Genomic DNA, 14017 nt, shown 5'->3' with positions numbered 1-14017 from the left:
ACTGGACACCGAGTTGCCTTCTTCGCGGGTAAACCCGCTCCGCGGACCCTGTGGGAGCGGGTTCACCCGCGAAGAGGCCAGTACAGACACCGGATCAGCCAAGGTAGTACCGCATGTCTTCAAGCCTCGCCAGCCACACCCTACGCCTGCCTTCCATCGACACCCTCCTGCGCCACCCGGCCGGCCTCGCACTGATCGACCGCCACGGCCGCGACGCGGTCCTGTCCACCCTGCGCCAGCTGCTCGACGACCTGCGCGCCCCCGCCCGCAACGGTGAACTCACCCCCGCCGAACTGGCCCCCGAAATCCTCTTGGGCCGCACCGGCGAACGCCTGGCCGTTCAGCAGCGCAGCCAGGTCCGCCGCGTGCTCAACCTTACCGGCACCGTACTGCACACCAACCTCGGTCGTGCACTGTTGCCCGAAGAAGCCATCGAGGCCATGCAAACCGCCGCCCGCTATCCTCTCAATCTGGAATTCGACCTGGCTACCGGTAAGCGCGGCGACCGTGACGATTTGATCGAAGGTTTGATCCGCGAGTTGACCGGCGCCGAAGCCGTCACCGTAGTCAACAACAATGCCGCCGCTGTGCTGCTGGCGCTCAACAGCCTGGGCGCGCGCAAGGAGGGCATCATCTCCCGCGGCGAGCTGATCGAGATCGGCGGTGCCTTTCGTATCCCCGACATCATGGCCCGTGCCGGTGTGAAGCTGCACGAGATCGGCACCACCAACCGCACCCACGCCCGCGACTACGAAGCTGCCATCGGCCCACGTACCGGCCTGCTGATGCGCGTGCATTGCAGCAACTACAGCATCCAGGGCTTCACCACCCAGGTGCCCACGGCCGAGCTGGCGCGCATCGCCCACCAACATGAGCTGCCGCTGCTCGAAGACCTCGGCAGCGGCAGCCTGCTAGACCTTACCCGTTGGGGCTTGCCCGCCGAGCCGACGGTGCGTCAGGCACTGGCTGACGGCGCCGATATCGTCACCTTCAGTGGCGACAAACTGCTGGGCGGGCCGCAAGCCGGGATCATCGTCGGTCGCAAGGACTTGATTGCCAGGATCAAGAAAAACCCGCTAAAGCGTGCGCTGCGCGTCGACAAGATCACCCTCGCTGCACTCGAAGCGGTGCTGGCGCTGTACCGTAACCCCGACCGTCTGGCCGAGCGCCTGCCCAGCCTGCGTCTGCTGACCCGCAGCCAGGCCGAGATACAGGCCCAGGCCGAGCGCCTGGCCCCTGGGCTAAAGGCTCACCTCGGTGAGCAGTGGGCTGTCAGCGTGGAGCCCGCGCTGGGCATGATCGGCAGTGGCAGCCAGCCGGTGGCGCGCTTGCCCAGTGCAGCCCTGTGCCTGCGCCCGCAGGTGTCGAAGAAGTTGCGAGGCCGCAGCCTGCATGTGCTGGAACGGGCACTGCGTGAACTGCCGGTGCCGGTGCTTGGCCGTATCGATGACGACGCCCTGTGGCTGGACCTGCGCCAACTGGATGACGAGCTCCAGTGGCTGGCGCAGTTGCCCGCCCTGCAACTGGGGCCGGTGCAGTGATCGTCGGTACCGCCGGCCATATCGACCACGGCAAGACCGCACTGCTGCAGGCGTTGACCGGGCAGGCCGGCGACCAGCGCCAGGAGGAGCGTGCCCGCGGCATGACCATCGATCTGGGGTATCGCTACGCGGCGTTGGCCGAGGGCGCACCGCTGACTGGCTTCATCGACGTGCCGGGCCACGAGCGCTTTATCCACAACATGCTGGCCGGTGCCCACGGTATCGACCTTGTGTTGTTGGTGGTGGCTGCCGACGACGGGGTCATGCCGCAGACCCGCGAGCACCTGGCGATCATCGAGCTGTTGGGCATTCCTCAGGCCTTGGTGGCGATCAGCAAATGTGACCGGGTCGAGCCGGCGCGCCTGGCCGAAGTGCGGGCGCAAGTCAGCGAACTGCTGGCGCCCGGGCCGTATGCCGGTGCGCGGCAGTTTCCCGTCTCCAGCATCAACGGGGAAGGCATAGACGCGTTGCGTCAGGCCTTGCTGGAGGCCGAAGCAGCGGTGCGCAAGCGCAGCGCTGGTGGCGGTTTTCGCCTGGCCGTCGACCGCGCTTTCGCGGTTACCGGTGCCGGCGTGGTGGTCACGGGCACGGCGCTGGCCGGGCGGGTCAGTGCCGGCGACACCTTGTTGCTGGGCAAGGCCGGCAAACCGGTGCGGGTGCGTGGTCTGCATGCGCAGAACCAGGCCGCGCTGGTGGCCGAGGCAGGCCAGCGAGTGGCGTTGAACATCACGGCCGAACGGCTGGCGATGGAGCAGGTGCATCGGGGCGACTGGCTGGTGCCCGAGTGGCTGCACGCGCCCAGCGTACGCGTCGATATCGAGTTGAACCTGCTGCCGGGCGAGCCCCGTACGTTTGAACATTTCAGCGCTGTACACGTGCACCTCGGCACCCAGGATGTAACGGCCCGCGTGGCCTTGCTCGAAGGTGAGTCCTTGGCAGCGGGGCAGCGTATGTTCGCCCAGTTACTGCTCAATGCGCCGTTGCAGGCCGTGCACGGCGATCGCCTGGTGCTGCGTGACCAGCGAGCCCAGCGCACCTTGGGGGGCGGCAAAGTACTCGACCCGTTCGCGCCAAGCCGGCAGCGCCGCAGCGATGAGCGCCTGCGCCAGCTGCAGGTGCTGCGGGATGCCGACGACCTGGAACAGGCCCTGCCTGCGCTGCTAGCCAGCGCTCCCGGTGGCATCGATCCCCAGCGGCTTGAGCGGCAGTTCAATCGCCTGCGCGCAACCTGGCAGTTGCCAGAAGGGGTATTGGTGGTGGCCACGCGGCAGGGGCAGCTGCTGTTCGCCAACGCCCAGTGGCAGGCGCTGAAGCAACAGGTGCTGGAGCACTTGGCGCGTTTTCATGAGCAAGAGCCTGACCAACTGGGCCCGGACCGTGACCGCCTGCGTCGCTTTGCGGCCTTGCCGCTGGAGCGCCCGGCATTCGTCAGCCTGCTGGATGAACTGCTCGATGACGGCGCCATCGCCAGCAGCGGGCCTTGGCTGCATTTGCCCGATCACAAGGTGCAGTTGAGCGAAGCCGACAGTGCGTTGTGGGCGCGCTTGCAGCCGAGGTTGCTGGCGGGACAATACGATCCGCCCTGGGTCAGGACGCTGGCAACTGAGGAGAATTGCGCCGAAGCCGACGTGCGCCTGCTGCTGCGCAAGCTGGCTAGGCTTGGTGTGGTGCACCAGGTGGTGCGTGACCTGTTCTACCCAGAGGCGACGCTACAGCGCATGGCAGAGCTGTTGCTGGGGCAGGCCAGCGAAACGCCGATAGTGCAGGTGGCCGCGTTTCGCGATATGTTGGGCATCGGTCGCAAGCGCAGTGTGCAGATTCTGGAATATTTCGACCGCATCGGCCTGACCCGGAGGGTGGCCGACCAGCGTCACATCCGCGCCGACAGCGCCCTGGCCCAGCAGCAGGCCAGGCACTGAGTTCAAGGAAGGCAATCGCGCCCGGTGGCGCGGCCGGGCTTCAAACCCGGTTGGGGACGGCAGCCGTTCCCGGGCAGGTTCGACTCCCGCTGCCTTCCGCCATTTTCATTCGCCTTTCGGGGCTCTACGGGGCGCTTCACAGCGTTTGGGACTTGCACGGGACCTGTGGGAGCGTGTTCACCCGCGAAGAGGCCCTGAAGGGTGAAGCCTAAGCCCGCTCCCCACACAGATCCAGGGCAAACCACTGTTCTGCAGTATCCACATCCAACCCCGCCCCCAGCAGCGCAACCATCTTGCCCAGCGCCGCCTCACGGGTCATGCCACCGCCACTGACCAGCCCGGCCCCACGCAAGCGGTTACCCGCCGCATAGGTATCGAACACCACCGAACCCTCAGGGCACTGGCTGATCGCTGCCAACATCACGCCACGCTGGCGCGCCGCCCGCAGCACATTCAGCAGCGCCTGGTCATCCGACGGCCCGGTACCGCTGCCGTAGCACTCCAGCAGCAAACCCTGCACACCACTGTCGATCAAGGCCTGCAAGTGCCCGGCCTGCAGCCCGGGGAACACCGGCACTATCGCCAGGTTGACCGGCTGGCGCGGGTGCTTGTAGCCAAGCTCGGCGGGAATCGCCCCGGCCCGCTCGCCGTCGCGATGGCGCGGCAACGCAGCAAAGGCATCGAACGCCTCGCTGCGAAGCTTCGACGCCCGGCAGCCATGCAGCAGCTGATCGTGGAAGTACAGCTGCACGCCATTCTCCAGCCCTTGTTCGAACTGGCGCAGCGCACCGCACAGGTTGGCCCAGGCATCGCTGTCTGCGGCACCTGCCGGCAGCATCGAGCCGGTCAGCAGCACCGGGACTGGCACGCCCAGCAGCAAAAACGACAACGCCGCGGCGCTGTAAGCCATGCTGTCGGTGCCATGCAACACCAGCACGCCATCATGGCCTGCCACATCCACCGCTTCGACGATGGCATCGCGCATCGCCAGCCAGTTGTGCTGTTGCATGTTGGCGCTGTCGAGCAGTGGGTTCAGCTCCTGAAGCGACCAGTGCACCTGGGGGGCGTCGGCCATCTTGGCAAAGTGCTCACGCATCCGCGCTTCGAAGCCACCGGCTGGCGCCAGGCCTTCCGGGGTTTCGAGCATGCCGATGGTGCCACCGGTATAGAGAACGAGAAGATTCTTTACTGCACGCATGGAAAACATCCGTAGCGGTGAGCCGAGAAAGAAAAGCCGCCCGCGGAAGGGGCGGCTGGGCAGGAGAGGATATCAGCGCTGCGGCTGAGCCTGGACGGCTGCTTTGTCAGCGGCTGTTTCCACCTGTGGATTGGCAGGCCAGGCATTGCGGTCCAGGTCCAGGTCGGCGAACTTGCTCGAGTCGAACACAGGCTGGCCGATACCGGCTTTGCGCTGGTCGTCGTAGTCGCGCATCACGCGCAGGCCGACCTTGAACAGCAGGGCCAGGGCCACCAGGTTGACGAAGGCCAGGCAGGTCATGGTGATGTCGGCGAAGGCGAACACGGTCGACAGGTCTTGCATCGAGCCCCACACCACCAGTGCCAGCACCAGGCCACGGAACACCATCAGCACCACGCGGTTGCGGGTGAGGAACTGCAGGCTGTTCTCGCCCAGGTAGTAGTTGTAGAGGATGCAGGTGAACACGAACAGCGACAGCGCCACGCTGACGAACACACGGCCCCAGTCACCGACCACGGCGGCCAGCGAGTTCTGGGTCAGGACAATGCCGTCACCCTCGAAGCCCGGGGTGTAGAAGCCCGACAGCAGGATCAGCAGCGCGGTGCAGGTGCAAATCACGAAGGTGTCGAGGAACACACTGAAGGCCTGGACCACGCCCTGGGCGCCCGGGTGTTTCACGGCAGCCACGGCGGCGACGTTCGGCGCACTGCCCAGGCCGGCTTCGTTGGCGAACACACCACGCTTCACACCCATGACGATGGCGCTGCCGAGCAGGCCGCCAAACGCCGGGTCGAGGCCGAAGGCGCTCTTGAAGATGGTTTCCAGCATGGCCGGCACGTGTTCGATCTGGGTGCCGATCACGTACAGGGTCACGCCGATGTAGGCCAAGGTCTTGATCGGTACCAGCAGGTCCGACACGGCGGCGATGCGCTTGATGCCGCCGATGAAGGTGATGGCCAGCAGCACTGCCAGGACGATACCGGTCTGGCTTGGGGCAAAGTCAAAGGCGTTCTGCAGCGAGTGGGTCACGGTGTACGACTGCAGGCCGATGAAGGCGAAGCCGTAGGTGACCAGCAGCAGGATCGAGAACACGATGGCCATGCTTTTGCGCTTCAGGCCATGCTGGATGTAGTAGGCCGGGCCGCCACGGTACAGGCCGTCGCCGTCGGCGCGCTTGTAGACCTGGGCCAGGGTGCATTCGAAGAAGCTGCTGGACATGCCCACCAGTGCGGTGACCCACATCCAGAACACGGCGCCCGGGCCACCCAGGGTCACGGCGATACCGACACCGGCAATGTTACCGGCGCCAACGCGGCCGGCCAGGCTCAACATCAGGGCCTGGAAGGAGCTCAGCTGGCCTGCCTGGCCACGCAGCGATTCCTTGAAAACGGTGAACATGTGGCCGAAATGGCGGAACTGAACGAAACGCGAACGGATAGTGAAGTAGCTACCCAGCCCTACGATCAGCACGATGAGGAGTTTCCCCGAAAGGAAATCGTTGAGTACTTCGAGCATTGGAAAATGACCTCGATTCTTATTCTTCGTGTGGAATGACCAGCGGACGGCAGGCGCACCGCTATTCGTTGGGGCGAATGGTTGGCCATGACAAGAGTCGTTACAATTTCGCGGGTTGCTCTGAATTGATGCTAGTTGATGCTACAATGGCGTCATTCGCGTCACCTGGGTTCCGCACATGAGCGACCATTTCGCCACCAACCTCAAACTGGCCTGCAGCCACTACCGCTCTATCTCCGAAGTTTGCCGGCAGCTCTCTATCAACCGCGCGCAGTTCAACAAGTACCTGAGCGGTCAAAGCCGTCCGACGGCTTTCAACCTCAAGCGCATTGGCGATTTCTTCGGGGTCGAGGATTACGAACTGAACCTGCCGGCCGAGCAGTTCGCCCGGCTGATCGGCGCACGGGTGTCCACCTTGGCCGAGCAGCCCAGCGACCCGATCAGCGAACTGTTCCGCCCGCTGCATGATCATGCGGGCAACCTGTCGCGCTATTGCGGTTATTACTTCGAGTATTCCAACTGCATGTCGGTGCCGGGCACGATCCTGGTGTCGCTGGTGCACCTGTGGGAAGAGCGCGGCCGTTTCCTGTTCGAGCGCCAGGAGCGCCAGGAGCGTTCCAGTGCCACTGACCAGCATGCCGAGGTGCGCTGCCGCTACTTGGGCGCGGCGTTTCAGCTGCAGGACCGGGTGTTCCTCATCGACTACGAGTCGCTCACCTTCAACGAAATGAGCCAGACCATTCTCATCCCCAGCTTCAAAAGCCGCATCACCCGCCTGAACGGCCTCAAGGCCGGGGTTTCCAGCGGCGACCGTCGCAACCCGGCCTGCACCCGCGTGGTGTGGGAGTACCTGGGCGAGGAGATCAATCGCATCAATGCCTATCGTCAGGTAAAACTGTACCGGCCGGATGACCCACGTATAGATGATGATGTGCGTGAGCGGTTGAGTGTGGGGCCGTTGCGCAACAGTTTGTTCGAGATCGAGTAATGCTCAACAAGTCAGGCGTCTTCGAGGATGAATCCCGCCACGGCGCGGGCAACCTGATCCGCAATGGCTGGCGTACTGCGTAAGTGGGAAGCGATGCCATGGTCGCAGTCGGTAAGAAACAGGCATTGCAAACGCGCTGCTGGAACTGATTGCATCAGGGCCTGGGTAACTTCTTCGGGAACCGGGCTGTAGCGCTCGGCACCGTCCAGCCACAGGCTACCTGCACTGGTCCCTGGGCCTTTGCCGAATCGTTGTGAGTTGAGCCCGTCATACTCGCCAATCACCATCAGCACTCTGCCTTGGAACTGCTTGAGGAAGGCGTAGCTGTCGCTGTCCAGAAAGCCGTAGGGTTTGCTGATGGCTGTGGTGAATGCCGGGCCAAACGGCGCCCGGTGGGCATCATCTGGATAAACCGCTGGGCAGATCAACACGATCCTGTCCACTTGCGGCAACCGTGCTGCAAGTTTCAGCGTGATTGCCGCGCCCAGGCTGTGGCCGATCAGTGTTCGGCATCGAGGAGCGATATGCGTATGAAACCGCTGTGCCTCTTTGAGGTTGGTAGCCAGTGACGGTGCCACTGCGCCTGGCTCGCTGGCGAGGCTGTGACCAGAAAGATTGCCGGTGAGCGACCCGATGCCAGCGGCTTGCAAGCGATAGAGCAGTGGGTTGAGCCGGGTAAAGTCCGAGCGCGCGCCACCCAGCACCAATGCCGGCGCTGCGCGCTCGGTATCAGGTACCAGCAACCGGGCCTGTTGCTGGTAGTTCCCAAACGCTTCGTTGATAAACAGTTCTTTGCCCGGGGCGGGTTCGTCAAATTGCCATTTCAGACGCTGAGAAGATCCCTTTTGCAAGTGCATGGCGCCCTCTAGAAAAACTGATCGAGCCACTCGCCGAGTGGATTGCCCGTGTCGAGCAGTAGTTTGAATGCCATGATGATGCAGACACTGACCAGCAGCGGCTTTATGAGGCGAGAGCCGAAACGAACTGCGCAGCGCGCACCTAATTGTGCGCCCAGAAAGGCGGCAATCGCCATTGCCAGCGCCAGCGGCCAGATGATCGCTCCGCTGAGTAAAAATACTGACAACGCGCCCAGGTTGCAGGCTGCGTTCAAAAGCTTGCTGGTGCACACGGCTTGTATCAGCTGTTGGCCTAGTAGCACTACGCAGGCCAGCATGAAGAACGAGCCGACGCCAGGGCCGAAGATACCATCATAAAACCCAATGATTGGCGCAACCGTTACGCAGAACAGGCTACTCGATAACGTCGCCTTACGCGTTTGCTCATTCGGCTTTGGACTAAAGGCAAAGTAGATTGCTATCAGGATCAGCAAGGGTGGGACACATGCCTGCAAAAAGCTTTTGGGCACGTAGGTTATGGACAAGGCCCCCAAGCCCCTCCAATAAACGACATCACCGCCATTGGGCTGCCTCGCCTCCAGTCGATCATGCCTTTTCGGGCGAACGCGCATGTAGCCGAAACGGTAGCCGAAGCGGCTTGGGCTTTATTCGTGGCAATTGCTGCCAAGGGCTCTATACCGGCGATAAATAGCACCGGGAGCGTGATCAAGCCTCCGCCTCCGGCGATCGCATCGAAAAAGCCGGCCATGAGTGCAACGAGCGCGAGTATCAGAACAAGCGTCAAATCGAATTCGATCATCGTTTTTCTCAGTGATTAACCACGAACCAGAAGGGGGTCTTCAACGAGAACCAGCGGTTCTGCTAAGGGGGAGTATCCGAATTGACGGATGAGCAGGCGCCGGTTGTCCTGGACCCTGTCGCGACCGTGCAAGGCTCGGCTGTTGTTGATCAACAATGCGTTATCAGGCTGGAGGACGAACGCCAGCGGTTGTGTGTTATCGAAGCGAGGTATAGGCAGCGAGGGCTTTGCGCCAGGTCGCAGATTTCGGGTAGGTGTTCAGGTATCGGCTCGTCGGCACAACGCATTTGCCTGAACATCAAGGTTGACACGTTGCCTTCGTCGAAGCGCTGCAGCAGCGAACGTTGTTTTTCATCCAAGCCTTTTTCGAGCTGATCGGCGAAGGCACGAGCTTCAAATGCTGCACCCTTGGCTTCCGGTCCGCCCAAGTCCGCAATGGTTTGACTTGCAAGGGCTATGGCCCGACTTTGGTCCGGGCGGAAATCCAGGTATGCGGCTTCGGGATGGGGCATTGAACGTTCCTTGTACTTGTTGTGAGGAGGCTCCCCGCCAGGCAAGCAAGAGAGTCAACTATTCAATGCAGTTACGCCTCTGCGGGGAAGTCAGCTCTTTCCTGATGCGTCGTAGGATTTTTCTCTGTCGGCTGTGTCGTGCAGTGAAACTCCAGATCCACGACTCCCCTGAGGCCTTGGCGAGGCTCGACGTTGGACTTCCCCGCCCGGAAACCGCAAAATGGCCCCTTTCCTTCATCAACCTCTCGGATCTGCTGACTCTATGCGTATGCGCCTAATGCTGTTGGGTGGTGGCAATGCCCTCGGGCAAGCGCTGATTCGTCTTGGGGCCGAGGAGGACATTGCTTTCCTGGCGCCGCGCCCGCCCGAGAACGGCTGGACGCCGGCCAACCTCACTCAGTTGCTCGACGATCACCGCCCCGACGCCCTGGTCAACCTGGCCTATTACTTCGACTGGTTCCAGGCCGAGTCGGTCAGCGAGCAACGCCTGGCTCAACAGGAGCGGGCAGTGGAGCGGCTGGCAGAGCTGTGCCAGCACCACCAGATCACCCTGGTGCAGCCATCCAGCTACCGGGTATTCGATGGTTCGCGGGCCACCGCCTACAGCGAAAAGGATGAGCCAGTACCGCTTGGCCTGCGTGGCCAGGCTTTGTGGCGCATCGAACAGAGTGTGCGCGCAACCTGCCCGCAGCATGTGCTGCTGCGCTTCGGCTGGTTGCTCGACGAGAGCATCGAAGGCTCGCTGGGCCGCTTCCTGACCCGTGCAGAGCAGCCGCAAGAGCTGCTGCTGGCCGATGACCGGCGTGGTAACCCGACACCGGTCGACGATGCCGCACGGGTGATTCTGTCGGTGCTCAAGCAGCTCGATTGCAGTGCGCCGCTCTGGGGCACTTACCATTACGCCGGCAACGAGGCGACCACGCCGCTGGCGCTGGGCCAGGCTATCCTTACCGAAGCAGGCCAATACCGCCAACTGGCGGTGCAGGCGCCGACACCGCAGGCCCATGCGGCACGGCCGGATGCCAGCGAAGAGCCGCAGAACGCTGTACTGGCCTGCAAGAAAATCCTTCATACCTTCGGCATCAAGCCGCGCGCCTGGCGCGCCGGCCTGCCGCCTCTACTGGACCGGTTCTACCGCCATGGCTGACGCCCCCATCCTGATCACCGGCGGTGCCGGCTTCATTGGCTCCCACCTGTGCGATGCGTTGTTGGACAAAGGCTACGCCGTACGCATTCTCGACGACTTCTCCACCGGCCGGCGCAGCAACCTGCAGGTTGACCACCCACGGCTAGAGCTGATTGAAGGCGATGTGGCCGACGCCGGGCTGGTCACGCAGGCTGCGGCAGGCTGCAGTGCCGTGGTGCATCTGGCGGCGGTGGCCTCGGTGCAGGCCTCGGTCGAAGACCCGGTGCGTACCCACCAAAGCAACTTCATTGGCACCCTCAATGTGTGCGAAGCCATGCGCGTGCATGGTCTGCGCCGGGTGCTGTTTGCCTCCAGTGCGGCGGTGTACGGCAACAATGGCGAGGGTGAATCGATTGCCGAAGACACGCCCAAGGCGCCGCTGACGCCCTACGCCGTGGACAAGCTGGCCAGTGAGCAGTACCTGGACTTCTACCGCCGTCAGCATGGCCTGGAGCCGGTCGTGTTCCGCTTCTTCAATATCTTCGGGCCACGCCAGGACCCGTCCTCGCCGTATTCCGGGGTAATCAGCATCTTCTGCGAGCGCGCAGTGCAGGGCTTGCCGATCACCATCTTCGGCGATGGCGAGCAGACCCGCGATTTCCTCTACGTGGGCGACCTGGTGCAGGTGATGGTGCAGGCACTGGAGCAGCCGCAGGTCGAGGAGGGGGCGGTGAACATCGGCCTCAACCAGGCCACCTCGCTGAACCAGTTGCTGGTGGCGCTGGAGAAGGTGGTGGGCAGCTTGCCGGCGATCAGCCATGTGGCGGCGCGTTCGGGTGATATTCGCCATTCGCGGGCGGACAACCAGCGGTTGCTGGCGCGGTTCGAGTTTCCGCAGGCGACGCCGATGGTTGAAGGTCTCGCGCGGTTACTGGGTAAAAGCTGATAGCGCTGGGGCCGCTTTGCGGCCCTTTCGCGGCACAAGGCCGCTCCTACAACGACCGCGTAAAGCCAATGGACTTACTGTCACTGTGGGAGCGGCCTTGTGTCGCGATGGGCTGCGCAGCAGCCCTAAAAATCACCCATGCCGCACAACCCTGCGCAGGCAATCCTCGGCCCCCAGTACCCGCCCATCCACAGCCCGCACCTGCAAAGTCTCAAGCGCCTGGCCCGTAACACCCTCCACCAATTCAGAACGCGCTTCCCCCGCTTCAAACAGGTATCGCTCCCCCCACTGCCTCAAGCCAACCACCACCGGAAACACCGACAGCCCTTTTTCGGTCAGCACATATTCCTTGTAGGCACTGCCATCCGATGCCGGCTGTGTCATCAGCAGTCCGCTTTCCACCAGCAGCTTGAGCCGTGAGGCGAGGATGTTCTTCGCCAGCCCCAGGTTCTTCTGAAACTCACTGAACCGCCGCAGGCCATCGAAGGCATCGCGCAGGATCATCAGTGCCCAGCGATCACCCAATACCTCCAGGGCTCGGGCCACCGGGCATTGGGCATTGTTTTCATCGAGCATGGGGTGGGCCTTTTCTGATTGTCTAGTTGCAGATTAAAACCACATTTGCTAAATAGCCAGGGGTGGTTTCAAATCGAAACCAAATTGACGAGGCCTGACCGATGACATCTGCGCTGACACGCGGGCTAACCCTGCTGCTTGCCATCACCAGCGCCATGGCGGTGGCGACGGTGTACTTCGCCCAACCTTTACTTGAATCGATGGCCGCCGACCTGGGAGTGGTGCAGCAGCAAATTGGCTGGGTAGTCGGCGTGACCCAGGCAGGTTATGCCCTGGGGCTGCTACTGATCGTGCCACTGGGGGACCTGATCGACCGCAAGCGCCTGTTGCTGGGCCAGTTGCTGTTTTCTGCCCTGGCGCTGGTCGGCGTCGGCATGGCGCCCAACTGGGCGATGTTGCTGCTGGCCTTGGCCATCACCGGGCTGATGGCCGTCATGGTGCAGATAATGGTGGCGCATGCGGCCAGCCTGGCTTCACCCGGTGAGCAGGGGCAGGCCGTGGGCACCGTCACCAGTGGCGTGGTGCTGGGGGTTCTATTGGCGCGCCTGGTGGCAGGTGGGCTTGCTGACTTGGCCGGTTGGCGCAGTGTGTATCTGGTTGCCGCAGGGCTGCTGACGCTGCTGGCCCTGGTGCTGTGGCGCAGCCTGCCCGGTGGGCAGCCGCTCGTACACCGGCCTGGCTACCGGGCGTTGATCGTGTCCCAGTTCCGTTTGTATCGGGAGGACAGGCTGCTGCGCCAGCGCGGCGTGTTTGGCGTATTGATCTTCGCTGCGTTCAGCGTGCTGTGGAGTGCCATGGTCATGCCCCTCAGCGCGGCGCCATTGGCGTTGAGCCATACCGAGATTGGCCTGTTCGGCCTGGCAGGTGTTGCGGGTACTTTGGCGGCTGCGCGCGCCGGTCGCTTGGCCGACCAAGGGCAGGGAGAGCGCACCACCGGGCTGGCGCTGGCGCTGCTGACGCTGTCGTGGTTGCCCACAGCTTTTGTCGGGCTGTCGCTGATGGCCTTTGTGCTAGGTGTGCTGATGCTGGACTTTGCCGTGCAGGCGGTGCATGTCACCAACCAGAGCCTGTTGCTGGCAGGGCGTGGCGCGATGGCCAGCCGATTGATCGGCGCCTACATGTGCTGCTATTCGCTTGGCAGCGGGCTGGGGGCGGTGCTTGCGAGTTGGGTGCATGCCCGATGGGGGTGGGCTGCGGTGTGTGGGCTTGGCATGGCCTTCAGTGCGGCAGCGCTGGGCTACTGGCTATGGCTGCAACGCGCGAGGGCGGCCGAAGCCGCCCTGCAGTGTTCAGGTCAGAACTTGTAGCCAAGGCCGACCATGTACACCCACGGGTCGACATCGACGTCGACCTTGGTCTTGCTGTAGCCCAGCGCGGTCGGGCCGTTGACACTGGCTTTGGTGTCGATGTCGACGTACCAGACCGAGGCGTTGACCAGCAAGTTTTCGGTCAGCATGTAGTCCATGCCCAGTTGGCCGGCAATACCGACCGAATCCTGCAGCTTGAGGTTGCTGAAGCCTTGTTGCTTGCGTGCGCTGCTCAGGTCTTCGTCGAAGAACAGGGTGTAGTTGATACCCACACCGGCGTACGGCTGGAAGCGCGAATTCGGCTCCATCGGGTAGTACTGCAGCGACAGGGTCGGTGGCAACTGCTTGATGTCTGCCAGCTTGCCGTCCAGCCCGCCGCCCAGGCCTTTAACGCCGACGGTGTGCTTGAACGGGGTGGCTGCCAGCAGTTCCAGGCCAATGTGGTCGGTGAGCATGTAGGCAAAGGTCAGGCCCAGCTGGGTGTCGCTGTCCAGGGTCGCCTTGGTGCCCGACACCTTGTTGCCGTCGAACTTCAGGTCGCCGCTGCTTTCGTTCGGGGCGGTGGTGATGGCGCCTGCGCGCAGGATCATGTCCCCCGCCTGGTAGGCGTGGGCGGCAGGGGCGGCGAGCGCAAGGGCCACAAGCGAGGCGCCGAGCAAGGACTTGTTCATGGAAGCTCCCAAAGGACGTTATTAATCGAGTAGTCCAATGGTACGGAGCTGTTTAAACAGAA

General features: G+C 63.1%; 12 protein-coding genes, 1 tRNA gene and 1 pseudogene. 7 read left to right on the top strand and 7 right to left on the bottom strand.

What is annotated here, in order from left to right:
• The first annotated feature begins 113 nt into the window (after positions 1–113).
• From selA to WF331_RS13060, 3 genes are all read left to right on the top strand, one after another.
• Positions 114–1541 carry an L-seryl-tRNA(Sec) selenium transferase gene (gene selA, locus WF331_RS13070; RefSeq protein WP_016497757.1) on the top strand — a complete coding sequence of 476 codons (1428 nt, stop codon included), beginning with the start codon at positions 114–116 and terminating at the stop codon, positions 1539–1541.
• Positions 1538–3460: a selenocysteine-specific translation elongation factor gene (gene selB, locus WF331_RS13065; protein ID WP_284364990.1), complete on the top strand. Its 1923-nt coding sequence runs from the start codon at positions 1538–1540 to the stop codon at positions 3458–3460. Before selA ends, selB begins: the two co-directional genes overlap by 4 nt.
• A 6-nt stretch (positions 3461–3466) precedes the next feature.
• A tRNA-Sec gene (locus WF331_RS13060) sits at positions 3467–3562 on the top strand.
• Between the two features lie 106 nt (positions 3563–3668).
• On the opposite strand, the gene WF331_RS13055 is transcribed toward WF331_RS13060, so the two are convergent.
• On the bottom strand, positions 3669–4658 hold the full coding sequence (locus WF331_RS13055; protein ID WP_445324666.1) for an asparaginase: 990 nt from the start codon (positions 4656–4658) through the stop codon (positions 3669–3671).
• A 72-nt stretch (positions 4659–4730) separates the two neighbouring features.
• Positions 4731–6173 carry an alanine/glycine:cation symporter family protein gene (locus tag WF331_RS13050; RefSeq protein ID WP_061202630.1) on the bottom strand — a complete coding sequence of 481 codons (1443 nt, stop codon included), beginning with the start codon at positions 6171–6173 and terminating at the stop codon, positions 4731–4733.
• 178 nt (positions 6174–6351) lie between these two features.
• Here WF331_RS13050 and WF331_RS13045 point away from each other — a divergent pair, with 178 nt between their 5' ends.
• Complete coding sequence (locus WF331_RS13045) at positions 6352–7161, top strand: helix-turn-helix domain-containing protein (protein ID WP_016497761.1); 810 nt, start codon at positions 6352–6354, stop codon at positions 7159–7161.
• Between the two features lie 11 nt (positions 7162–7172).
• On the opposite strand, the gene WF331_RS13040 is transcribed toward WF331_RS13045, so the two are convergent.
• From WF331_RS13040 to WF331_RS13030, 3 genes and pseudogenes are all read right to left on the bottom strand, one after another.
• Entirely contained in the window at positions 7173–8018 is an 846-nt protein-coding gene (locus WF331_RS13040; RefSeq protein ID WP_284364999.1) for an alpha/beta hydrolase, read from the bottom strand.
• Positions 8019–8026: 8 nt separating this feature from the next.
• Positions 8027–8817: pseudogene (locus WF331_RS13035) on the bottom strand (TSUP family transporter).
• 149 nt (positions 8818–8966) lie between these two features.
• Positions 8967–9329, bottom strand: coding sequence for a hypothetical protein (locus tag WF331_RS13030; RefSeq protein ID WP_340622984.1), 363 nt, complete (start codon positions 9327–9329; stop codon positions 8967–8969).
• 262 nt (positions 9330–9591) lie between these two features.
• Here WF331_RS13030 and WF331_RS13025 point away from each other — a divergent pair, with 262 nt between their 5' ends.
• On the top strand, positions 9592–10476 hold the full coding sequence (locus WF331_RS13025) for a sugar nucleotide-binding protein (RefSeq protein ID WP_340622983.1): 885 nt from the start codon (positions 9592–9594) through the stop codon (positions 10474–10476).
• The gene (locus WF331_RS13020; RefSeq protein ID WP_016497766.1) at positions 10469–11401 is read left to right on the top strand and encodes an NAD-dependent epimerase/dehydratase family protein; all 933 of its coding nucleotides are present in this window, start codon (positions 10469–10471) and stop codon (positions 11399–11401) included. Before WF331_RS13025 ends, WF331_RS13020 begins: the two co-directional genes overlap by 8 nt.
• Before the next feature lie 132 nt (positions 11402–11533).
• Here the strand turns inward: WF331_RS13020 and WF331_RS13015 are convergent, their stop codons facing one another.
• Positions 11534–11977 carry a winged helix-turn-helix transcriptional regulator gene (locus tag WF331_RS13015; RefSeq protein WP_284398805.1) on the bottom strand — a complete coding sequence of 148 codons (444 nt, stop codon included), beginning with the start codon at positions 11975–11977 and terminating at the stop codon, positions 11534–11536.
• A 101-nt stretch (positions 11978–12078) separates the two neighbouring features.
• Between WF331_RS13015 and WF331_RS13010 the strand changes: the two genes are divergently transcribed.
• Positions 12079–13284, top strand: a complete 1206-nt coding sequence (locus WF331_RS13010) for an MFS transporter (RefSeq protein ID WP_340622982.1) — start codon at positions 12079–12081, stop codon at positions 13282–13284.
• Here WF331_RS13010 and WF331_RS13005 read toward each other — a convergent pair.
• Positions 13272–13955 carry an OmpW/AlkL family protein gene (locus WF331_RS13005; protein ID WP_016497769.1) on the bottom strand — a complete coding sequence of 228 codons (684 nt, stop codon included), beginning with the start codon at positions 13953–13955 and terminating at the stop codon, positions 13272–13274. The genes WF331_RS13010 and WF331_RS13005 overlap by 13 nt on opposite strands.
• Positions 13956–14017 lie beyond the last annotated feature (62 nt).

The organism is Pseudomonas sp. YNh (assembly GCF_037993085.1).
Taxonomy (GTDB): domain Bacteria; phylum Pseudomonadota; class Gammaproteobacteria; order Pseudomonadales; family Pseudomonadaceae; genus Aquipseudomonas; species Aquipseudomonas putida.
The sequence above is the reverse complement of the archived record's forward strand: the minus strand, read 5'-3'. Positions and strand labels throughout refer to the sequence as shown.

Bases quoted from the DNA above. Each gene is read 5' to 3' on its own strand.
- WF331_RS13055 (WP_445324666.1), bottom strand. From the start codon at position 4,658: ATGCGTGCAGTAAAGAATCTTCTCGTTCTCTATACCGGTGGCACCATC.
- WF331_RS13015 (WP_284398805.1), bottom strand. From the start codon at position 11,977: ATGCTCGATGAAAACAATGCCCAATGCCCGGTGGCCCGAGCCCTGGAG.
- WF331_RS13020 (WP_016497766.1), top strand. From the start codon at position 10,469: ATGGCTGACGCCCCCATCCTGATCACCGGCGGTGCCGGCTTCATTGGC.
- WF331_RS13010 (WP_340622982.1), top strand. From the start codon at position 12,079: ATGACATCTGCGCTGACACGCGGGCTAACCCTGCTGCTTGCCATCACC.
- WF331_RS13005 (WP_016497769.1), bottom strand. From the start codon at position 13,955: ATGAACAAGTCCTTGCTCGGCGCCTCGCTTGTGGCCCTTGCGCTCGCC.
- WF331_RS13045 (WP_016497761.1), top strand. From the start codon at position 6,352: ATGAGCGACCATTTCGCCACCAACCTCAAACTGGCCTGCAGCCACTAC.
- WF331_RS13040 (WP_284364999.1), bottom strand. From the start codon at position 8,018: ATGCACTTGCAAAAGGGATCTTCTCAGCGTCTGAAATGGCAATTTGAC.
- WF331_RS13025 (WP_340622983.1), top strand. From the start codon at position 9,592: ATGCGTATGCGCCTAATGCTGTTGGGTGGTGGCAATGCCCTCGGGCAA.
- selA (WP_016497757.1), top strand. From the start codon at position 114: ATGTCTTCAAGCCTCGCCAGCCACACCCTACGCCTGCCTTCCATCGAC.
- WF331_RS13050 (WP_061202630.1), bottom strand. From the start codon at position 6,173: ATGCTCGAAGTACTCAACGATTTCCTTTCGGGGAAACTCCTCATCGTG.
- WF331_RS13030 (WP_340622984.1), bottom strand. From the start codon at position 9,329: ATGCCCCATCCCGAAGCCGCATACCTGGATTTCCGCCCGGACCAAAGT.